This window comes from Leclercia sp. LTM14 (genome assembly GCF_023736175.1).
Classification (GTDB): domain Bacteria; phylum Pseudomonadota; class Gammaproteobacteria; order Enterobacterales; family Enterobacteriaceae; genus Enterobacter; species Enterobacter barmai.
On sequence record NZ_JAIKTT010000003.1, the window covers coordinates 308,152 to 327,837 of the forward strand.

Genomic DNA, 19,686 nt, shown 5'->3' on the forward strand with positions numbered 1-19,686 from the left:
GCCTACGGGTTTTGTAGGCCCGTGCAAGCGAAGCGCCGCCGGGCGTTACCGCCGATCGTAATCATCCTCCAAACGACGCTCGTCATCTTCTAAACGACGTCGCTCTTCATCCAACTGCCGCTGACGATCGTCCAGCTGACGGCGCCGGTCCTCAAGCTGTCTGCGACGATCTTCATACTGTCGGCTGTCATTACTGCGACGGCTATCTTCGTAGCGATCGTCGTCGGAATTACGATTATTGCTGTCAGGATTGTAAGCGTCGTTGATGGCCTGCTGAATATTGCCGATCGTATCGTCAACGATATCGGCATGAGCCAGATGGCTGGTTAAAGAGAGCAGACCAAATAACAGAGCGGTAGAGTAACGTTTCATAAAGCCAGTCTCGCAGGTGGGCTGGCTTTACGGTAATAAACGGCGGGTGGGGCGAGTAGCGGAGGAATCTCAAATTCTCATCGCTTTTTGTAGCGCCTGCGCCAGCTGCGCCTGGGTAAAGGGCTTGCGCAGCAGCTCCACGTCCGGGAGCTGCGGGTTGTGAGCCGGACGCAGATCCTGGCCGCTCATCAACAGCACCGGCAGATGCGGGAACTGCTGGCGGACCTGCTGGATCACCTCCGCGCCGCTCAGCGTGCCGGGAAGCATTAAGTCGCTGATAAACATCTCGATATCCGCCGAGGCGCTCAGCATCTGTAATGCCTGCTCGCCGGTTTCGGCCTCCAGCGTCAGATAGCCCAGCTGGTGCAGCTGTTCGCACAGGGTCTGGCGGACATCGCTCTGATCGTCCAGCACCAGTACCAGCCGGTCGCTTTGCGCCGCTGCGGCTGCCGCCAGCGTTTCCGGCTGGGGAAGCGCCTGCTGCGTGGCGCGCGGCAGATGCAGCCGCACGGTGGTGCCCTGTCCGGGGGCGCTTTCGATCTCCACCCGCCCGCCGGACTGGCGCACGAAACCATACACCATCGACAGCCCCAGCCCGCTGCCGCTCCCGGTCTGCTTGGTGGTGAAGAAGGGTTCAAAGACCCGGGATTTGATGGCCTGCGACATGCCGCTGCCGTGGTCGATCACCTCCAGCGCCACCATATCCTGCCTGCGGCCGTCGCTGCGGGTGACGCGCTGGTTCCAGGTGCGGATTTTGATGGCACCGGCGTGCCCTTCCATCGCATCGCGGGCGTTCATTACCAGGTTGATAATGGCGTTCTCGAGCTGGCTGACGTCAATCCATGCCGGCCACGCTGGGGTTTGCGCTTCGATCTCCAGGGCGATAGTGGCGGGCAGAGAGTGGCGCATCAGCTCGGCCAGGTTCTCCAGCAGGGGCTTCATCTCCACCGCGTGCGGGTTCAGGGACTGCTTGCGGGAGAAGGCCAGCAGGCGCTGGGTTAACAGCGCCCCGCGCTCGGCGGCCTTCAGCGCCCGGCTGATGCGCGGCGCGTCCGGCGAATGGGGATCGGCAAGCTCCAGGCTGCCGATGATCACCGCCAGCAGATTGTTGAAATCATGCGCCAGCCCGCCCGTCAGCTGGCCCACCGCCTTCATCTTCTGGCTGTGCAGCAGCGCCTCTTCCAGCCCCTGACGTTCAATGCGGTCCACCTCCATCTGGGAGGTCTTCTCTTTTAACAGCCGGGTGGTGTGCTCCAGCGACGCGGTATTGCGGGCAAAGACGTTGAACGCCCGCGCCAGCTCGCCCAGCTCATCCCGGCGCTGCAGCGCAGGCACCGAGACATCCTGCTCGCCGTGGGCCAGCCGCGACATCGCCCGGGAGATGGCGGTCAGGTTGGTGCCCAGGTTGCGGTAGATGTACCAGCAGGCAAAGGCGGTAATAATCAGCGCCAGCACGGCAAAAAAAGTGATAAAAACGCTGATGGAGCGCAGCTCCTGATGGCTCTCAGCGGTGCGCAGCTGCGAGGCCTGCGCCACCTGCTCCACGTACTGATTAATGTCGCTGTTGAGGATCGCCACCAGCGCTTTGATGTGGAACATATACCAGCTGATGGAGAGATCGCTCTCCTCCAGCTGCCTGGAGAGCGGGCCGAGCTTGTTCAGCTCGGCGTTAAAATCAGGCAGGACGAGGCTCACCACTGGCTGCGTGACCCCCTGAGGCAACATCGCCGTCACCCTGTCCAGCTGCTGAATGGTCGCCCGCGGCGAGGGGGTTTCGATGGCGGCGACGATAAGGCGGTCCATCTCGCTGAGCAACCGGGCGTCGGGGACGTTACTGGCGAAGCGACGGTTGATGTCCTGCAGATGACGCAGATAGCTCTGGCTCTGGTAGAGCGAGCTCAGCAGAGCGTTACGCTCCAGATGGCGACGCTGCCCGCGCTCGAGCATCCCGGTCACGCTTCGCTGCAGCTCGTTGCTGCGCCGGATGATCCGCGCCACCAGCGCCGGCTCCTGCTGTGCCAGCGGTGCCCAGGCAAGCTGCTCCAGCGAGTGGCCCAGCGCGGTCTGGGTCTGCTTAAGCCGGTTAGCTTCGTCTTTATATTCCAGCGCCCCCACCACCTGCGACAGCCGTACCGCCGCCGTCGCCACGTTGGCAGTTTCCCGCGCCAGGTTCATGCTGCCGGTCATGTCGTCCAGGGTCTGGCGCTGCACCTCCTCCTGAATATGGCTGGCGTGGCGAAAGCCCAGCACTGCCACGCCGCTGACCATTAACGTCACCGCCACCACCAGCAGATTAAAGATCAGCAGGCGGCCACGGGCGCTGGCAAAGAAGGGGGGACGGCGTGAGGGCATTAATTTTAGCTCCGCTGTAAGCATGTATTTTCCCCTCACCCCTCACCCTAACCCTCTCCCCATAGGGGAGAGGGAACTTGAACACCCTCTCCCACAGGGAGAGGGGAAAAGCGGGGAATTGTGACGGCGGTTAACTATTCAGAACTATGACAAATATGAACGACTTCTGACATTTTGCATTTACCGGGCTGTGATGAAGTGCGGATATCGAACGTCACAGGAGATCCGCCATGAGCAGGACCCCGGTTTTAGAGATGCGCAACATTGCCAAAACCTTTGGCAGTTTCCACGCGCTGAAGGGTGTGGATCTGACGGTCTTTCCCGGTGAGATCCACGCTTTAATGGGTGAAAACGGCGCCGGAAAAAGCACGCTGATGAAAATTCTCGCCGGGGCTTACATCGCCACCAGCGGCGAGATCCTGATCGACGGCAAGCCGTTTCACATCAAAGGCCCGAAGGACGCGCTGGCCGCGGGCATCACCCTGATTTATCAGGAGATGCAGCTGGCACCGAATCTCACCGTGGCCGAAAACATCTTCCTCGGCAGCGAGCTGTCGCGCGGCGGGCTGGTGCAGCGCAGAGAGATGGCGGCCCAGGCGCAGGCGGTGATTGACCGCCTCGGCGCTCACTTTAAGGCCACCGACCTGGTGATGAAACTGACCATCGCCGAGCAGCAGCAGGTGGAGATTGCCCGGGCGTTGCACCGCAACAGCCGCATTCTGGTGATGGATGAACCCACCGCCGCCCTCTCGTCGCGGGAAACCCACCGTCTGTTTGAGCTGATTATGCGTCTGCGCGATGAGGGGATGGCGATTATCTATATCAGCCACCGTATGGCGGAGGTCTATGAACTGTCGGACCGCGTCAGCGTGCTGCGTGACGGCCAGTATGTCGGCAGCCTGACCCGCGACAAGCTCAACGCCTCCGAGCTGGTGCGGATGATGGTCGGGCGGCCCTTAAGCGATCTGTTTAACAAGGAGCGCGATATCCCGCTCGGCAGCCCGCGTCTTAACGTCCATCACCTCACCGACGGCAGCAAAGTGCAGCCCTGCAGCCTGCTGGTGCGCTCCGGCGAAATCGTCGGCCTCGCCGGGCTGGTGGGGGCCGGGCGTTCGGAGCTGGCCCAGCTGATTTTCGGCGTGCGCAAAGCGACGGGCGGCATGATAGAGGTGGACGGCGAGCCGGTGGTGATCCACTCCCCGCGCGCCGCCATCGACCACGGGATCGGCTTTTTAACCGAGAACCGCAAGGAGCAGGGGCTGTTTCTCGAGCTGGCGGCGCAGGAGAACATCACCATGGCGACGCTGGAGCGTGACGCCACCTTCGGCTGGCTCAACCGCAAAAAAGCGCAGTCGATCTCCGATGACGCTATCGCCCTGCTCAATATTCGCGTGCCGCATTCCCAGGTGCGGGCGGGCGGGCTCTCCGGCGGCAATCAGCAAAAGCTGCTTATCTCCCGCTGGGTGGCGATTGGCCCGCGCATTCTGATCCTCGATGAACCGACCCGCGGCGTGGACGTCGGCGCCAAAAGCGAGATCTACCGGATCATGAACCAGATGGCGCGCAAAGGGGTGGCGATCCTGATGATCTCCAGCGAATTGCCGGAAGTGGTCGGCATGAGCGATCGCGTGTATGTGATGCGCGAAGGGAGCATTGCCGGGGAGCTACACCGGAGCGATATCTCTCAGGAAAATATAATGACGCTGGCAACCGGCGTGAACGACTCTCATCACCAGGCGGTAAAATCATGAGCCAACAAAACAGTCCGCAACAGGTGGCCAAAGCGGCCTCCGCCAAAAAAATGCTGATGGGCGATCTGATGCAAACCATCGGTATCCTGCCGATATTGATCCTGATTGTCGCGGTATTTGGCTTTATCGCGCCTAACTTCTTTACCGAAAGCAACCTGCTGAACATCACCCGTCAGGCGTCGATCAACATCGTGCTGGCGGCGGGGATGACCTTCATCATTCTGACCGGCGGCATCGATCTCTCGGTGGGGTCGATTCTGGGCACCACGGCGGTGGCGGCGATGGTGGTGTCGCTGATGCCGGAGCTGTCCATGCTCTCGGTCCCGGCGGCATTGATGCTCGGCATGGTGCTGGGGCTGTTCAACGGCGCGCTGGTGGCCTTTGCCGGGCTACCGCCCTTTATCGTCACGCTCGGCACCTATACGGCGCTGCGCGGGGCGGCCTACCTGCTGGCCGATGGCACGACGGTTATCAACTCCAGCATCAGCTTTGAGTGGATCGGCAATAACTACCTCGGGCCGGTGCCGTGGCTGGTGGTGATTGCCCTGGCGGTGATTGCCGTCTGCTGGTTCATCCTGCGCCGCACCACCCTTGGGGTACACATCTACGCGGTGGGCGGCAACATGCAGGCCGCGCGCTTAACGGGGATTAAGGTCTGGCTGGTGCTGCTGTTTGTCTACGGCATGAGCGGCCTGCTGTCGGGCCTCGGCGGGGTGATGAGCGCCTCCAGGCTCTACAGCGCCAACGGCAACCTGGGCACCGGCTATGAGCTGGACGCCATCGCGGCGGTGATCCTCGGCGGTACCAGCTTCGTCGGCGGCATCGGCACCATCACCGGCACGCTGGTGGGGGCGCTGATCATCGCCACCCTCAACAACGGCATGACGCTAATGGGCGTCTCCTACTTCTGGCAACTGGTGATCAAAGGGGCGGTGATCATCATTGCGGTACTGATCGACAAATACCGTACCCGACACCATCAAAGTGCATAACAACAATATTTCCCTAAATCATTCTGGTCGCAGGAAGGCGGCAAGTGAGTGAATCCCGATGAGCTTACTGTAGTAAGTGATTCGGGTGAATGAGCGCAACCAACGCATCTGCGGTCAGAAGGATGACGGGAAACCCTACGTGAGGAATACAGCATGAAATTGAAGCCCTTAGTTACCGCGCTCTGTGCTGGCGCACTGCTTGCAGCAAGCCCGTTTGTCCAGGCCAAAGAGCTGAAATCCATCGGCGTGACGGTGGGCGATCTGGCGAACCCGTTCTTTGTGCAGATCACCAAGGGGGCGGAGCTGGAAGCGCGCAAGCTGGCAGGCGATAACGTGAAAGTGACCCTGGTCTCCAGCGGTTACGATCTCGGCCAGCAGGTTTCTCAGATTGATAATTTTATCGCGGCGAAGGTCGATATGATAATTCTCAACGCCGCTGACTCGAAAGGGATCGGCCCGGCGGTGAAGCGCGCGAAAGATGCCGGGATTGTGGTGGTGGCGGTTGACGTGGCGGCAGAAGGTGCCGATGCCACTATCACCTCCAACAACACCCAGGCCGGTGAGATAGCCTGTAAGCTGATTACCGACCGCCTGAAAGGTAAAGGCAACGTGGTGATCATCAACGGACCGCCGGTCTCTGCGGTACAGAACCGTGTGGAAGGGTGCCAGAATGAGTTCAAAAAGCATCCGGATATCAAGGTGCTCTCGGATAACCAGAACGCCAAAGGCAGCCGCGAAGGCGGGCTGGAAGTCATGACCTCCCTGCTGGCGGCCAATCCGAAGATCGACGGCGTGTTTGCGATCAACGATCCAACGGCGATCGGTGCCGATCTGGCAGCCAAACAGGCGCAACGTAGCGAGTTCTTTATCGTTGGCGTGGATGGCTCACCGGATGCCGAAGAGGCCCTGAAGCGTGAAAACTCTCTGTTCATCGCGACCCCTGCCCAGGATCCGCAGGTGATGGCGGCGAAAGCGGTGGAGATCGGCTATGACATTCTGCAGGGCAAACCTGCGCCGAAAGAGCCGGTTCTGATCCCGGTGACGATGATCGATAAGAACAGCGTCGGCACCTATAAGGGCTGGACGGTGAAGTAAGGTCTGTGCGGCCTGATTCCCCTCACCCCGGCCCTCTCCCCATAGGGGAGAGGGTGTTCAGGTTCCCTCTCCCCTATGGGGAGAGGGTTAGGGGTATATCTGCACATCACGCAAGGAGTCCACATGAAACGCTCCGAAATCAACGAAATCCTCGGCCACACGCGGCAGTTTTTCTCCATGCACGATGTGCATCTGCCCCCTTTTGCCAGCTTTCCCCCTGCCCGCTGGCAGCAGCTTGAGGCTGACGCCTGGCGCGAAGTGTTCGAGCTACGTCTCGGCTGGGACGTGACCGCCTTCGGCGGGGACAATTTTGCGGCGCAGGGGCTGACCCTGTTTACCCTGCGTAACGGTTCGCCCGGCGGCAAGCCGTGGGCCAGATGCTATGCGGAAAAGATCATGCACGTGCGCGACGGCCAGGTAACGCCCCTGCACTTCCACTGGCGCAAGCGCGAGGACATCATCAACCGCGGCGGCGGCAATCTGATTGTGGAGTTGTGGAACGCCGATGAGGATGAGCAGAAAGAGGATGGCGATATCATCGTCTCCATCGACGGATGCCAGCAGACCCACGTCGCGGGCAGCCATATCCGTCTCACGCCGGGAGAGAGCATCTGCCTGCCGCCCGGTTTGTATCACAGCTTCTGGGGTGAAGCGGGCTTTGGGGATGTGCTGGTCGGGGAAGTCTCTTCAGTGAATGACGACGACACCGACAACCACTTCCTGCAACCCACCGCCCGCTATAACCACATTGATGAAGACGAACCGGCCGTGCTGGTGTTGTGTAACGAGTACAGCCTGTTTCGCCCGTAAGGAGTCACTGATGCCGCTTATCTCTCTCGCTGAAGGGCTGGCGCACGCCCGGGAACACCGTTACGCGCTGGGGGCCTTTAACGTCCTCGACTCTCACTTCCTGCGCGCGCTGTTTGCCGCGGCCCGCCAGGAGAACTCGCCTTTTATCATCAACATTGCCGAAGTGCATTTTAAGTACGTCTCGCTCGACTCCCTGGTGGAGGCGGTGAAGTTCGAAGCCGCCCGGCATGACATTCCGGTGGTGCTCAATCTCGATCACGGCCTGCATTTCGAGGCGGTGGTACGGGCGCTGCGCTTAGGGTTCAGCTCGGTGATGTTCGATGGCTCAGCCCTCAGCTACGAGGAGAACATTCGCCAGACGCGGGAGGTAGTGAAGATGTGCCACGCGGTTGGCGTGTCGGTGGAGGCGGAGCTGGGCGCGGTGGGTGGCGATGAGGGCGGTGCCCTGTACGGCCACGCCGACGAAGCCTTTTTCACCGACCCTGCCCTGGCGCGGGAGTATGTCGACCAGACCGGCATCGACGCCCTGGCGGTGGCGATCGGCAATGCCCACGGCAAGTACAAGGGCGAGCCAAAGCTCGATTTTGCGCGTCTTGACGCCATCCGCCAGCAAACCGGCCTGCCGCTGGTACTCCACGGCGGGTCCGGGATCAGCGACGCCGATTTCCGCCGCGCCATTGAGCTCGGGATCCACAAAATCAACTTCTACACCGGCATGTCCCAGGCGGCGCTGGCGGCGGTGGAACAGCGCATGGCCAACCGACAGCCGCTGTACGATGAATTTGCCGAACTGCTGCTGGGCATCGAAGAGGCCATTACCGACACCGTCGCCGCGCAGATGCGAACCTTTGGCAGCGCGGGGTTTGCCTGATGGAACGCCGGGGGATTATCGCGGCGGGGAATATGCTGGTGGATCACGTCCACCAGATTGTGCAGTGGCCGGAGCGCGGCTGGCTGGCTGAGATCACCCACAGCGAGCGCGCTACCGGCGGCGCACCGCTCAACGTGCTGTTAACCCTGGCGAAAATGCACGCCGGGATGCCGTTGCAGGCGGTCGGGCTGGTGGGAGACGATCACGACGGGGATTATATTCTCGCCATGCTCGACCAGTATCACGTCAACCGCCAGCGGGTGCAGCGCACCACCTTCGCCCCGACCTCCATGTCGCAGGTGATGACCGACCCCAGCGGCCAGCGCACCTTTTTCCACTCGCCGGGGGCCAACCGCCTGCTGGATCTGCCCGCCTTCGACCGGCTCGATCTCAGCATGAAGATTTTCCATCTGGGCTATCTGCTGCTGCTCGACAGCCTGGATATGCCGGACGAGGAGTTCGGCACCCGCAGCGCGCGGCTGCTGGCCCAGATGCGCGCTGCGGGGTTTAAGACCTCTCTCGACCTGGTGTCGCGCAAGGGCGATCCGCGCTATCAGCCGCTGGTGCTCCCTGCCCTGCGTCATCTCGACTATCTGGTGATCAACGAGCTGGAGGCGGGAGAATTCAGCGGCCTGCACATGCGTGACGATAACGATGCCCCGGCGATCGCCCACATCGCCACTGCCGCAGAGCAACTGCTGAAGGCGGGGGTCAACGCCAGGGTGGTGATCCACTGTCCGGAAGGGGCATGGGGTCAGGAGCCGGGCCAGGAAGGAAGCTGGATCCCCTCGTGGCGGCTGACGCAGGCTGAGATTGTCGGCAGCGTCGGCGCGGGTGATGCCTTCTGCGCCGGTTTTTTGTATGGCTGCCACGAGTCGATGTCGCTGACGGAGAGTATTCATCTGGCGCACGCCTGCGCGCGGGCGAGCCTTTTGGCGGCTAACGCCATCGACGGGGCGAAAACGTTGCAGGAATTACAGCTGTTTATCGCCGAAAACCGTCTGGTTTAGGCCGCCCTGTCGCCATGCTGGACGTCGGCGGCAAACACGTAACCCAGCCCGCGGATGGTTTTAATCAGCAGCGGCTGGTGGGGGTTGATTTCGATTTTGCGGCGCAGGCGCATGATCAACACATCAATGGTGCGGTCAAACACCTCCGCGCTTTCGCTGTGGGTCAGCTCCAGAAGCTGTTCCCGGCTCAGCACCCGACGGGCGTTTTGCGTCAGCGCCAGCAGCAGACCGTATTCACCCTGGGTCAGGGGAACCACGCTGCGCGCGGCGTCAATCAGCTCACAGCGGGCGGTATCCAGCGTCCAGCCGTTAAAGCTAATTCCACCCGCCCGGGCGACGGCCGCAGGCTCTGCCGCCAGCGCGCCGGTGCGGCGCAGCACGGCTTTGACGCGGGCCACCACCACCCGGGGGTTGAAGGGTTTACCGATATAATCGTCGGCCCCCATCTCAAGACCCACCACCACATCCGACTCGCTGCCGAGGCCCGTGAGCATGATCACCGGCAGCTCAGGACGCTGCTTTTGCAGCTGCTGCAACACCTGCAGGCCGTTGATATCCGGCAGCATCATATCCAGCAGCACCAGGGCAATATCCGGCTGCCGGGCCAGACGCAGGGCATCCTGACCGTTGTGGCACACATGGACGGTAAAGACGTGCTCGTTGAGGACGTCCTGCAACAGTTCGCAGACCGCGGTGTCGTCATCGACCACCAGAATTGCTGGTTTCATCACGGGATCCCATAGAGAAGATAACAATCAGTCTGGCCCATTCTGTGCAAGGCTCCAGCCCAAACGCCCTTTCCGTCTCGGATCTTCAACCGCCGTCACATCCCCGTCACTTCCGCTGCGACATTTTTTGCAGCTCGCCTGCTTCTGGTCAGGGTTTTGACCAGGATTCCCCCGTAAAGTCTGGGAAAAACCACAACAAGGATGTGGCATAGAAGCTGCATACTACACCGACACATCAGCATCATTTGACATGGAGCGAGAGCGATGAAAAACGTCATCACGGTTTGCCCCTATTGCGCATCAGGTTGCAAGATCAACCTGGTGGTCGATAACGGCAATATCGTCCGGGCGGAGGCTGCGACGGCAAAACCAACCAGGGCAAGCTGTGCCTGAAGGGCTACTTTGGCTGGGATTTTATCAACGATACCCAAATCCTGACCCCGCGCCTGAAAACCCCGATGATCCGCAGAAAACGCGGCGGCAAGCTGGAAGCCGTCTCCTGGGATGACGCGCTGGATTATGTCGCCAGCCGTCTCAGCGCTATCAAAGCAAAGCACGGCCCCGACGCGATCCAGACCACCGGCTCCTCACGCGGCACCGGGAATGAAACCAACTACCTGATGCAGAAGTTTGCCCGCGCCGTTATCGGCACCAATAACGTCGACTGCTGCGCGCGCGTCTGACACGGCCCCTCGGTTGCAGGTCTGCACCAGTCGGTCGGTAATGGCGCCATGAGCAATGCCATCAACGAGATTGATAATACTGCGTTAGTGTTTATTTTCGGCTATAACCCGGCGGATTCGCACCCCATCGTTGCGAATCACATTCTGCGCGCGAAGCAGAACGGGGCGAAAATTATCGTCTGCGATCCGCGGCGCATTGAAACCGCGCGCATTGCCGATATGCATATCGCGTTGCGAAACGGCTCGAATATCGCCCTGCTCAATGCCATCGGGCAGGTGATTATTGCAGAGGATCTCTACGATCGGGCTTTCGTTGCCACCCGCACGGAAGGCTTTGAGGAATACAGAAAAATCGTCGAAAGCTATACGCCGGAGTCGGTGGAAGCCATTACCGGCGTAAGCGCCCGGGAGATCCGTCAGGCCGCGCGCCTGTATGCCGGGGCGGAAACGGCCACCCTGCTGTGGGGAATGGGCGTCACCCAGTTCTGGCAGGGTGTGGAGACGGTACGGGCGCTGACCAGCCTCGCCATGCTGACCGGCAATCTCGGGAAAGCCCATGTCGGGGTCAACCCGGTGCGCGGGCAGAATAACGTTCAGGGGGCCTGCGATATGGGAGCCCTGCCGGATACCTATCCGGGCTACCAGTACGTTAAATTTCCGGAAAATCGCGAGAAATTCGCCAAAGCCTGGGGCGTGGAGAGCCTGCCTGCGCACACCGGCTACCGTATCAGCGAACTGCCACACCGCGCGGCCCACAAAGAGGTTCGGGCGGCGTACATCATGGGTGAAGATCCGCTGCAAACGGATGCCGAACTTTCGGCGGTGCGTAAGGCCTTTGACGATCTGGAGCTGGTGATTGTCCAGGATATCTTTATGACCAAAACCGCGGCGGCGGCGGATGTTGTCCTGCCGTCCACCTCCTGGGGCGAGCATGAAGGGGTCTACACCGCAGCCGATCGCGGCTTCCAGCGCTTCTTCAAAGCGGTGGAGCCGAAGTGGGATCTGAAAACCGACTGGCAGATTATCAGCGAGATCGCGACCCGGATGGGTTATCCGATGCACTACGACAACACGCAGCAGATCTGGGATGAGCTGCGCCAGCTCTGTCCGGGCTTCAAAGGGGCGACCTACGAGAAGATGGGCGAGCTGGGTTATATCCAGTGGCCGTGCCGGGACGAGTCCCCGGAGGACCAGGGCACCTCGTACCTGTTCGCGGAGAAATTCGATACTCCGAACGGGCTGGCGCAGTTCTTCACCTGCGACTGGATGGCGCCGATGGACAAGCTCTCGCCGGCGTATCCGATGGTGCTCTCCACCGTGCGCGAAGTGGGCCATTACTCCTGCCGCTCCATGACCGGCAACTGTGCTGCGCTGTCGGCGCTGGCCGATGAGCCCGGCTATGTGCAAATCAACACTGACGATGCCAAACAGCTGGGCATTGAGGATGAGGCGCTGGTGTGGGTCAACTCCCGCAAGGGCCGGGTGATCACCCGGGCGCAGGTGAGCGATCGTCCCAACAAAGGTGCGGTCTATATGACCTACCAGTGGTGGATTGGCGCCTGCAACGAGCTGGTGACGGAAAACCTGAGCCCGATAACCAAAACGCCGGAATATAAATATTGTGCCGTACGCGTCGAGCCGATAGCGGACCAGGCTGCCGCCGAGCAGTATGTTATCGATGAATATAACGCGCTGAAAAAACAATTACGGGAAACCGCCCTGGGATAATTTAATTATCGGAACTGCTAATAAAAGGGGGTGAAATATTCACTCCTTTTTTATTTGGGATTTTAGAATTTAAAAAACGAATATTATTTTGCGAGCATGATTCCAGAGAAATGTAATTTCGCACAAAGTGGATTACATCTTTTCTTTTTACTTCATGAGGATAAGATTAGCGGCGGGTGCTTAAGACTTTCTGTCTTAAGCCGTGTTGAGGGACAGAAAGTGAAAAACCCCGGCAATGTTTCCATTAACCGGGGGCTATCCCTCAACTCCCAACAAGTTGAGGATAGCCCCTTATTCTTTTCTTAGCAAGGAGTAAAGGGCATGACGCCATTTAAAACTGTGTTAGGCATGATAATTATTATTTGCCTGACCATAATACTATTCGCCTTTATTAATCGCGGCACGTTATGCGACCTTAAAATATACCCTAAATAATTCGAGTTGCATGAAGGCGGCGACGCAGCGAATCCCCAGGAGCTTACTCTGGTAAGTGACTGGGGTGAGCGAGGAAAGCCAACGCACAGGCAACTTGAAGTATGACGGGTATAAAGAGTGAACAATATGAAGTGGCGTCTAATTAGCCTGCGCTGCAGGCTAACGTTAGTGGGCGGGGAAACCCGCCCGGCTTGTGGGAAGCTGAGGTCTTAATGCACCCATTTTTTTCTTCACATAGCGCGCTTATACTGCCCGCTATGTACCCCTAAGAAAATAACGCATGAAACACCTTTATCTGTTGTTGATACTTTTTACTTCACTTGCGAACGCCGAGGAGATTGGCGGTCAGTATCTGAAGCAGGCCGAGGCGGGCGACAGCCGTGCCCAGTATTATCTTGCCGAAACGTATTACAGTTCGGGCGATGATAAGCAGGCCGAAATGTGGGCCGAAAAAGCGGCCAAAGGCGGCGACGTGGACGCCATGGCGCTGCTGTCACAGATTAAGTTTAAGCACGGCGATCTGGCGCAGGCGAAAGGGCTGGCGCAGCAGGCCACCGTGGCGGACAGTTCGCCGGGGGCGGTGATGCTGGCGCGGCTGCTGGTGAATACCCGGGCGGGGAAAACCGACTATCCGCAGGCGCTGAGCTTGCTGCATAAAGTCGCAGAGAATACCGAAGATGACGCCGCCGTCGATGCCCGGTTGCTGCTGGGGCTGATCTACGCCAACGGCGTGGAGGTGGCGCAGGATGACGTGCAGGCCGCGCAGTGGTTTAAGCAGAGCTCCACTCTCTCGCGCACCGGTTACGCCGAATACTGGGCGGGCAAGGTGTTTCAGCAGGGCGAGGCCGGGTTTATCACCCCGAATAAACAGAAGGCGCTGTACTGGTTAAATCTGAGCTGTAGCGAAGGGTTTGATACCGGATGCGAGGAGTTTGATGCGTTAAGCGGGGAGTAACCGTGCGGTCTGTCTGCCGGGGGCGCTTCGCTTGCCCGGCCTACAGGACCGTAGGCCGGGTTAGCGCTAGCGCCACCCGGCTTTCTTATTTACTGGTCAGCGGTCTTATCAAAACGACCCAGCACTTCGCGCTCGTACGCCAGCGCTTTCTTACGGTCGAATTTGTGTTCCCACTTGGCAATCACCAGCACCGCCAGGGCATTACCCACCACGTTCAGCGCGGTACGCGCCATGTCGAGGATACGGTCAACACCGGCAATAAACGCCAGGCCTTCCAGCGGAATACCCACGCTTCCCAGGGTCGCCAGCAGTACCACAAAGGATACGCCCGGCACGCCGGCAATCCCTTTTGAGGTCACCATCAGGGTCAGCACCAGTACGATCTCCTGCCACAGGGAGAGGTCGATCCCGTACAGCTGGGCGATAAAGATGGCGGCGATACTCTGGTACAGCGTCGAACCGTCGAGGTTAAAGGAGTACCCGGTCGGCACCACGAAGCTGGTGATCGACGCCGGTGCCCCGTAGGCTTCCATCTTCTCGATTATGCGCGGCAGTACGCTTTCGGAGCTGGCGGTGGAGTACGCCAGAATCAGCTCGTCTTTCAGGATGCGGATCAAAATCCAGATGCTCAGCCCGCACATGCGCGCCACCAGCCCCAGCACCACCAGGGCGAAGAAGATAATCGCGAAGTGAACCAGGATCACCAGCTTCGCCAGCGGCCACAGGGAGGCAAAACCGAAGTTCGCCACCGTCACCGAGATCAGCGCAAAGACGCCGACCGGGGCATAGCGCATCACCATGTGGGTCACTTTGAACATGGTTTCAGAGATGGAGCGGAACACGGTCACCAGCGGCTCGCGGTGGGTGGACGGCAGCGACGCCAGCCCCAGACCGAACAGCACCGAGAAGAAGATGATCGGCAGCATTTCGCCCTTCGCCATCGACGCCACGATATTGGTCGGCACCAGCGACAGGATAGTGCCCATCAGGCCATGAGCATGGCTCTGCACATCGGCGGTCGTGCTTTGGTATTTCGAAATATCCACCGTCGCCAACTGCGACATATCAATGCCGGCACCAGGCTGGAACACATTCGCCAGCGTGATACCAAGAATGATGGCCACCGTAGTGATCACTTCGAAATAAAGGATGGTTTTTGCGCCGATGCGGCCCAGTTGCTTCGCGTCACCGACCCCGGCAATCCCTACCACCAGCGTCGAGATGACAATCGGCACCACAATCATCTTGATCAGATGAATAAAGATATCACCGGCAGGCGACAGGAGGTTGGCGATCAGCCATTCGCGGCTGTCACTGTGATAATGCAGATAACTACCCAGCAAGATACCCAGCACAAGGGCCAGCAAAATTTGCCAGGCCAGGCTGACTTTCAAATTTTTCATGACAAGAAACTTCCTCAATGAAGTGTTCGTACTCGTAAAACGAAGGGGACGACACATACTGAAAGGGTATGAATTGTGTTGCGTTCATTTATGGGGTTTTTTAACGCGCGGTATCAGTACCACTTGCACGGCATGCTGCGCAAGCCTTTCAGAACAAGGCATTTGACTGACAAAAGAGGTTGTTACGCTAATTTGTGTTGATGATGAAAAATAACCTTTTGTTATAAAAAAACTTTTTTATCCATAAAAGCAAATAATCCTTAAGAGCAATTATTTTTCTTCAAAGTGTCATTTGCTCGTTTTTTGTACTCTGTAACATTTGCGTGATCTGTCGCCCAAAAAGTAAACAAAGCTGGCAAAGCCCCTACAATTAACGTTTTTGCGACATATTATTAACATCCTACAAGGAGAACAAAAACCATGAGCCAAGTCCATAAACACGACATTCCCGCAAATATTGCGGACCGCTGCCTGATTAACCCGGAGCAGTACCAGGAGAAGTATCAGCAGTCCATCACCAACCCTGACGCCTTCTGGGGCGAGCAGGGCAAAATCCTTGACTGGATCACCCCGTACCAGACGGTCAAGAACACCTCTTTTGCCCCAGGCAACGTCTCGATTAAATGGTATGAAGACGGCACCCTGAACCTGGCCGCTAACTGCCTGGATCGCCATCTCGACGAGCGCGGGGACCAGACGGCACTCATCTGGGAAGGCGACGACGCCACCCAGAGCAAAAATATCACCTACCGCGAACTGCACCGCGACGTCTGCCGCTTTGCCAACGTGCTGTTGGCCCAGGGCATCCGGAAAGGCGACGTGGTGGCTATCTATATGCCGATGGTGCCGGAAGCGGCCGTGGCGATGCTGGCCTGCGCCCGCATCGGTGCGGTGCATTCCGTAATCTTTGGCGGCTTTTCACCGGAAGCGGTGGCCGGACGTATTATCGACTCCAGTTCAAAACTGGTGATCACCGCCGACGAAGGCGTGCGTGCAGGCCGTGCCGTTCCGCTGAAAAAGAACGTCGATGACGCGCTGAAAAACCCGAATGTGAACAGCGTTAACAGCGTGATTGTGCTGAAGCGCACCGGCAATGCCATTGAATGGCATGAAGGCCGCGACCTGTGGTGGAGCGACCTGATTGAGCAGGCCAGCGACCAGCACCAGCCGGAAGCGATGAACGCCGAAGATCCGCTGTTTATCCTTTATACCTCCGGCTCTACCGGCAAGCCGAAGGGCGTGCTGCACACCACCGGCGGCTATCTGGTCTATGCGGCCACCACCTTTAAGTATGTCTTTGATTATCATCAGGGCGATATCTACTGGTGCACCGCCGACGTGGGCTGGGTCACCGGTCACAGCTACCTGCTCTACGGCCCGCTGGCGTGTGGAGCTACCACCCTGATGTTCGAAGGCGTACCAAACTGGCCGACCCCGGCGCGTATGAGCCAGGTGGTGGACAAACATCAGGTCAATATTCTCTACACCGCCCCGACCGCTATTCGCGCCCTGATGGCGGAAGGCGACAAGGCGATCGAAGGCACCGACCGCTCCTCCCTGCGCATCCTCGGGTCCGTGGGCGAGCCGATCAACCCGGAAGCCTGGGAGTGGTACTGGAAGAAGATCGGTAATGAGAAGTGCCCGGTGGTCGACACCTGGTGGCAGACCGAAACCGGCGGGTTCATGATCACCCCGCTGCCGGGCGCGACCCAGCTGAAAGCCGGCTCTGCGACCCGTCCGTTCTTTGGCGTCCAGCCTGCGCTGGTGGATAACGAAGGCACACCGCTGGAAGGGGCCACCGAGGGCAACCTGGTGATCGTCGACTCCTGGCCTGGCCAGGCGCGTACCCTGTTTGGCGATCACGATCGCTTCGAGCAGACCTACTTCTCCACCTTCAAAAACATGTACTTCAGCGGCGACGGCGCGCGCCGTGATGAAGATGGTTACTACTGGATCACCGGTCGCGTGGACGACGTGCTCAACGTCTCCGGCCACCGTCTGGGTACCGCAGAGATTGAATCGGCGCTGGTGTCGCATCCGAAGATTGCCGAAGCGGCCGTGGTCGGTATTCCGCACAACATCAAAGGCCAGGCGATCTACGCCTACGTCACGCTGAACCACGGCGAAGAGCCGTCGCCGGAGCTGTACACCGAAGTGCGTAACTGGGTGCGTAAAGAGATTGGCCCGCTTGCCACCCCGGACGTGCTGCACTGGACCGACTCGCTGCCGAAAACCCGCTCCGGCAAGATCATGCGCCGTATTCTGCGCAAGATTGCGGCGGGCGATACCAGCAATTTAGGCGACACATCAACGCTCGCCGATCCTGGCGTGGTGGACAAGCTGCTCGAAGAGAAGCAGGCCATCGCAATGCCATCGTAATTTGTTTTCTCCCTCTCCCCTCACCCTAACCCTCTCCCCAAAGGGGAGAGGGGACTAAAAAAAACCAACCTTACCTTTGGAGATTCTGTGATGAATGAAAATATTTGTCAGCAGATAGAGAACAGTGCGCACTACAGGGAGCTCGTGGATAAACGGCAACGGTTTGCCTTCATGTTATCTATCATCATGTTAATCATTTACGTTGGCTTTATTCTGCTTATTGCCTTCGCCCCACACTGGCTCGGTACCCCATTACATGCGGGTACCAGCGTGACCCGCGGCATCCCTATCGGTATCGGCGTGATCGTGATTTCGTTCGTGCTGACCGCGGTGTATGTCATTCGTGCTAACGGTGAGTTCGACCGTCTGAATAAAGCGGTTCTGCGTGAGGTAAAAGCATCATGAAGAGAGTCCTGACGGCGCTTGCCGCCACCCTCCCCTTTGCGGCAAATGCCGCCGATGCCATTGGCGGCGCGGTGGAACGCCAGCCAACCAACTGGCAGGCGATTGTGATGTTCCTGATCTTCGTGGTGCTGACGCTGTACATTACTTACTGGGCGTCAAAACGCGTGCGCTCCCGCAACGATTACTACACCGCGGGCGGCAACATTACCGGTTTCCAGAACGGGCTGGCGATTGCCGGTGACTTTATGTCGGCGGCCTCGTTCCTCGGCATCTCCGCGCTGGTCTACACCTCCGGCTACGACGGGCTGATTTACTCCCTCGGCTTCCTCGTCGGCTGGCCAATTATTCTGTTCCTGATCGCCGAACGTCTGCGTAACCTCGGGCGTTACACCTTTGCCGACGTGGCCTCCTATCGCCTGAAGCAGGGGCCAATCCGTACCCTTTCCGCCTGCGGCTCGCTGGTGGTGGTGGCCCTGTACCTGATCGCCCAGATGGTAGGTGCCGGTAAGCTGATCCAGCTGCTGTTCGGCCTGAACTACCATGTCGCGGTGGTGCTGGTGGGCGTGCTGATGGTGATGTACGTCCTGTTTGGCGGCATGCTCGCCACCACCTGGGTGCAGATCATCAAAGCCGTGCTGCTGCTGTTCGGTGCCAGCTTTATGGCCTTTATGGTGATGAAGCACGTCGGTTTCAGCTTCAATAACCTGTTCAGCGAAGCGATGGCGGTTCACCCGAAAGGCGAAGCCATCATGAGCCCGGGCGGGCTGGTGAAAGATCCGATCTCGGCGCTGTCGTTAGGCCTCGGCCTGATGTTTGGTACCGCGGGCCTGCCGCATATCCTGATGCGTTTCTTCACCGTGTCAGATGCGCGTGAAGCGCGTAAGAGCGTGCTCTACGCAACCGGCTTTATGGGTTACTTCTATATCCTGACCTTTATCATCGGCTTCGGCGCCATCATGCTGGTGGGTGCAAACCCGGCCTTCAAGGATGCGGCGGGCGCGCTGATTGGCGGCAACAACATGGCGGCGGTGCACCTGGCTGACGCGGTGGGCGGCAACCTGTTCCTCGGCTTTATCTCCGCCGTAGCCTTCGCCACCATCCTGGCGGTGGTAGCGGGCCTGACCCTGGCCGGTGCGTCTGCGGTCTCCCACGACCTCTATGCCAACGTCTGGCGTAAAGGTGCTTCCGAGCGCGATGAGCTGAAAGTCTCCAAAATCACCGTGCTGGTGCTGGGTGTGGTGGCGATCCTGCTGGGTATCCTGTTCGAAAACCAGAACATCGCCTTTATGGTGGGACTGGCCTTCTCGATTGCGGCAAGCTGTAACTTCCCGATCATTCTGCTCTCCATGTACTGGTCAAAACTGACCACCCGTGGTGCGATGGTTGGCGGCTGGCTGGGCCTGCTGACGGCGGTGATCCTGATGATCCTCGGCCCGACCATCTGGGTGCAGATCCTCGGTCACGAAAAAGCCATCTTCCCTTACGAATACCCGGCGCTGTTCTCCATCGCGGTGGCGTTCATTGGGATCTGGATCTTCTCCGCCACGGATAACTCGGCGGAAGGGAATCTGGAGCGTGAGAAGTTCCGCGCCCAGTTTATCCGTTCCCAGACTGGCCTCGGCGTTGAGCAGGGCCGCGCGCACTAAAATCCCCTCCCCGGCCGCTGGTCGGGGATCACATTTTTCCCCCTTCAGGTGACGTTAATCACGTCACCAAA

15 protein-coding genes and 1 pseudogene are annotated in these 19,686 nt (G+C 59.1%); 12 read left to right on the forward strand and 4 right to left on the reverse strand.

Going from position 1 to position 19,686, the window contains the following annotated elements:
- Nucleotides 1–45: 45 nt before the first annotated feature.
- Nucleotides 46–372 (reverse strand): DDRRRQL repeat protein YjdP, encoded by a 327-nt coding sequence (gene yjdP, locus K5I40_RS10395; protein ID WP_139564002.1) that lies wholly within the window; start codon nucleotides 370–372, stop codon nucleotides 46–48.
- Nucleotides 373–441: 69 nt separating this feature from the next.
- The gene (locus K5I40_RS10400) at nucleotides 442–2,724 is read right to left on the reverse strand and encodes a hybrid sensor histidine kinase/response regulator (protein ID WP_223074498.1); all 2,283 of its coding nucleotides are present in this window, start codon (nucleotides 2,722–2,724) and stop codon (nucleotides 442–444) included.
- 230 nt (nucleotides 2,725–2,954) lie between these two features.
- Here K5I40_RS10400 and K5I40_RS10405 point away from each other — a divergent pair, with 230 nt between their 5' ends.
- From K5I40_RS10405 to K5I40_RS10430, 6 genes are all read left to right on the forward strand, one after another.
- Nucleotides 2,955–4,475 carry a sugar ABC transporter ATP-binding protein gene (locus tag K5I40_RS10405; protein WP_039031975.1) on the forward strand — a complete coding sequence of 507 codons (1,521 nt, stop codon included), beginning with the start codon at nucleotides 2,955–2,957 and terminating at the stop codon, nucleotides 4,473–4,475.
- Nucleotides 4,472–5,467, forward strand: a complete 996-nt coding sequence (locus K5I40_RS10410; protein ID WP_039031974.1) for an ABC transporter permease subunit — start codon at nucleotides 4,472–4,474, stop codon at nucleotides 5,465–5,467. The genes K5I40_RS10405 and K5I40_RS10410 overlap by 4 nt, the downstream gene beginning before the upstream one ends.
- A gap of 153 nt (nucleotides 5,468–5,620) precedes the next feature.
- Nucleotides 5,621–6,562, forward strand: coding sequence for an ABC transporter substrate-binding protein (locus K5I40_RS10415; protein ID WP_223074499.1), 942 nt, complete (start codon nucleotides 5,621–5,623; stop codon nucleotides 6,560–6,562).
- A gap of 123 nt (nucleotides 6,563–6,685) precedes the next feature.
- Entirely contained in the window at nucleotides 6,686–7,372 is a 687-nt protein-coding gene (locus K5I40_RS10420; protein ID WP_138370044.1) for a D-lyxose/D-mannose family sugar isomerase, read from the forward strand.
- Between the two features lie 10 nt (nucleotides 7,373–7,382).
- Entirely contained in the window at nucleotides 7,383–8,243 is an 861-nt protein-coding gene (locus K5I40_RS10425; RefSeq protein WP_039031971.1) for a ketose 1,6-bisphosphate aldolase, read from the forward strand.
- Nucleotides 8,240–9,253 carry a carbohydrate kinase family protein gene (locus K5I40_RS10430; RefSeq protein ID WP_223074527.1) on the forward strand — a complete coding sequence of 338 codons (1,014 nt, stop codon included), beginning with the start codon at nucleotides 8,240–8,242 and terminating at the stop codon, nucleotides 9,251–9,253. The genes K5I40_RS10425 and K5I40_RS10430 overlap by 4 nt, the downstream gene beginning before the upstream one ends.
- On the opposite strand, the gene K5I40_RS10435 is transcribed toward K5I40_RS10430, so the two are convergent.
- Entirely contained in the window at nucleotides 9,250–9,981 is a 732-nt protein-coding gene (locus tag K5I40_RS10435; protein ID WP_139563999.1) for a response regulator, read from the reverse strand. The two genes, K5I40_RS10430 and K5I40_RS10435, sit on opposite strands and share 4 nt — an antisense overlap.
- Nucleotides 9,982–10,245: 264 nt before the next feature.
- On the opposite strand from K5I40_RS10435, the pseudogene fdhF reads away from it, so the two are divergent.
- From fdhF to K5I40_RS10450, 3 genes and pseudogenes are all read left to right on the forward strand, one after another.
- Nucleotides 10,246–12,392 (forward strand): annotated as a pseudogene (fdhF, locus tag K5I40_RS10440) (formate dehydrogenase subunit alpha).
- Between the two features lie 348 nt (nucleotides 12,393–12,740).
- On the forward strand, nucleotides 12,741–12,827 hold the full coding sequence (locus K5I40_RS10445; RefSeq protein ID WP_251931020.1) for a Hok/Gef family protein: 87 nt from the start codon (nucleotides 12,741–12,743) through the stop codon (nucleotides 12,825–12,827).
- A 280-nt stretch (nucleotides 12,828–13,107) separates the two neighbouring features.
- Entirely contained in the window at nucleotides 13,108–13,782 is a 675-nt protein-coding gene (locus K5I40_RS10450; RefSeq protein ID WP_138370039.1) for a tetratricopeptide repeat protein, read from the forward strand.
- Between the two features lie 89 nt (nucleotides 13,783–13,871).
- Here K5I40_RS10450 and gltP read toward each other — a convergent pair whose 3' ends face one another.
- Nucleotides 13,872–15,185, reverse strand: coding sequence for a glutamate/aspartate:proton symporter GltP (gltP, locus tag K5I40_RS10455; protein ID WP_039031964.1), 1,314 nt, complete (start codon nucleotides 15,183–15,185; stop codon nucleotides 13,872–13,874).
- A gap of 420 nt (nucleotides 15,186–15,605) precedes the next feature.
- Between gltP and acs the strand changes: the two genes are divergently transcribed.
- The 3 genes from acs to actP all read left to right on the forward strand — a co-directional run bounded on the left by acs (nucleotide 15,606) and on the right by actP (nucleotide 19,615).
- Nucleotides 15,606–17,564 (forward strand): acetate--CoA ligase, encoded by a 1,959-nt coding sequence (gene acs / locus K5I40_RS10460; protein ID WP_251929653.1) that lies wholly within the window; start codon nucleotides 15,606–15,608, stop codon nucleotides 17,562–17,564.
- 90 nt (nucleotides 17,565–17,654) lie between these two features.
- Nucleotides 17,655–17,969, forward strand: a complete 315-nt coding sequence (locus K5I40_RS10465; RefSeq protein WP_138370037.1) for a DUF485 domain-containing protein — start codon at nucleotides 17,655–17,657, stop codon at nucleotides 17,967–17,969.
- On the forward strand, nucleotides 17,966–19,615 hold the full coding sequence (gene actP, locus K5I40_RS10470) for a cation/acetate symporter ActP (protein ID WP_039031962.1): 1,650 nt from the start codon (nucleotides 17,966–17,968) through the stop codon (nucleotides 19,613–19,615). The genes K5I40_RS10465 and actP overlap by 4 nt, the downstream gene beginning before the upstream one ends.
- Nucleotides 19,616–19,686 lie beyond the last annotated feature (71 nt).

Bases quoted from the DNA above. Each gene is read 5' to 3' on its own strand.
- K5I40_RS10465 (WP_138370037.1), top strand. From the start codon at position 17,655: ATGAATGAAAATATTTGTCAGCAGATAGAGAACAGTGCGCACTACAGG.
- K5I40_RS10435 (WP_139563999.1), bottom strand. From the start codon at position 9,981: ATGAAACCAGCAATTCTGGTGGTCGATGACGACACCGCGGTCTGCGAA.
- K5I40_RS10420 (WP_138370044.1), top strand. From the start codon at position 6,686: ATGAAACGCTCCGAAATCAACGAAATCCTCGGCCACACGCGGCAGTTT.
- K5I40_RS10425 (WP_039031971.1), top strand. From the start codon at position 7,383: ATGCCGCTTATCTCTCTCGCTGAAGGGCTGGCGCACGCCCGGGAACAC.
- K5I40_RS10415 (WP_223074499.1), top strand. From the start codon at position 5,621: ATGAAATTGAAGCCCTTAGTTACCGCGCTCTGTGCTGGCGCACTGCTT.
- yjdP (WP_139564002.1), bottom strand. From the start codon at position 372: ATGAAACGTTACTCTACCGCTCTGTTATTTGGTCTGCTCTCTTTAACC.
- K5I40_RS10410 (WP_039031974.1), top strand. From the start codon at position 4,472: ATGAGCCAACAAAACAGTCCGCAACAGGTGGCCAAAGCGGCCTCCGCC.
- acs (WP_251929653.1), top strand. From the start codon at position 15,606: ATGAGCCAAGTCCATAAACACGACATTCCCGCAAATATTGCGGACCGC.
- K5I40_RS10400 (WP_223074498.1), bottom strand. From the start codon at position 2,724: ATGCCCTCACGCCGTCCCCCCTTCTTTGCCAGCGCCCGTGGCCGCCTG.
- gltP (WP_039031964.1), bottom strand. From the start codon at position 15,185: ATGAAAAATTTGAAAGTCAGCCTGGCCTGGCAAATTTTGCTGGCCCTT.
- K5I40_RS10445 (WP_251931020.1), top strand. From the start codon at position 12,741: ATGATAATTATTATTTGCCTGACCATAATACTATTCGCCTTTATTAAT.
- K5I40_RS10450 (WP_138370039.1), top strand. From the start codon at position 13,108: ATGAAACACCTTTATCTGTTGTTGATACTTTTTACTTCACTTGCGAAC.
- actP (WP_039031962.1), top strand. From the start codon at position 17,966: ATGAAGAGAGTCCTGACGGCGCTTGCCGCCACCCTCCCCTTTGCGGCA.
- K5I40_RS10405 (WP_039031975.1), top strand. From the start codon at position 2,955: ATGAGCAGGACCCCGGTTTTAGAGATGCGCAACATTGCCAAAACCTTT.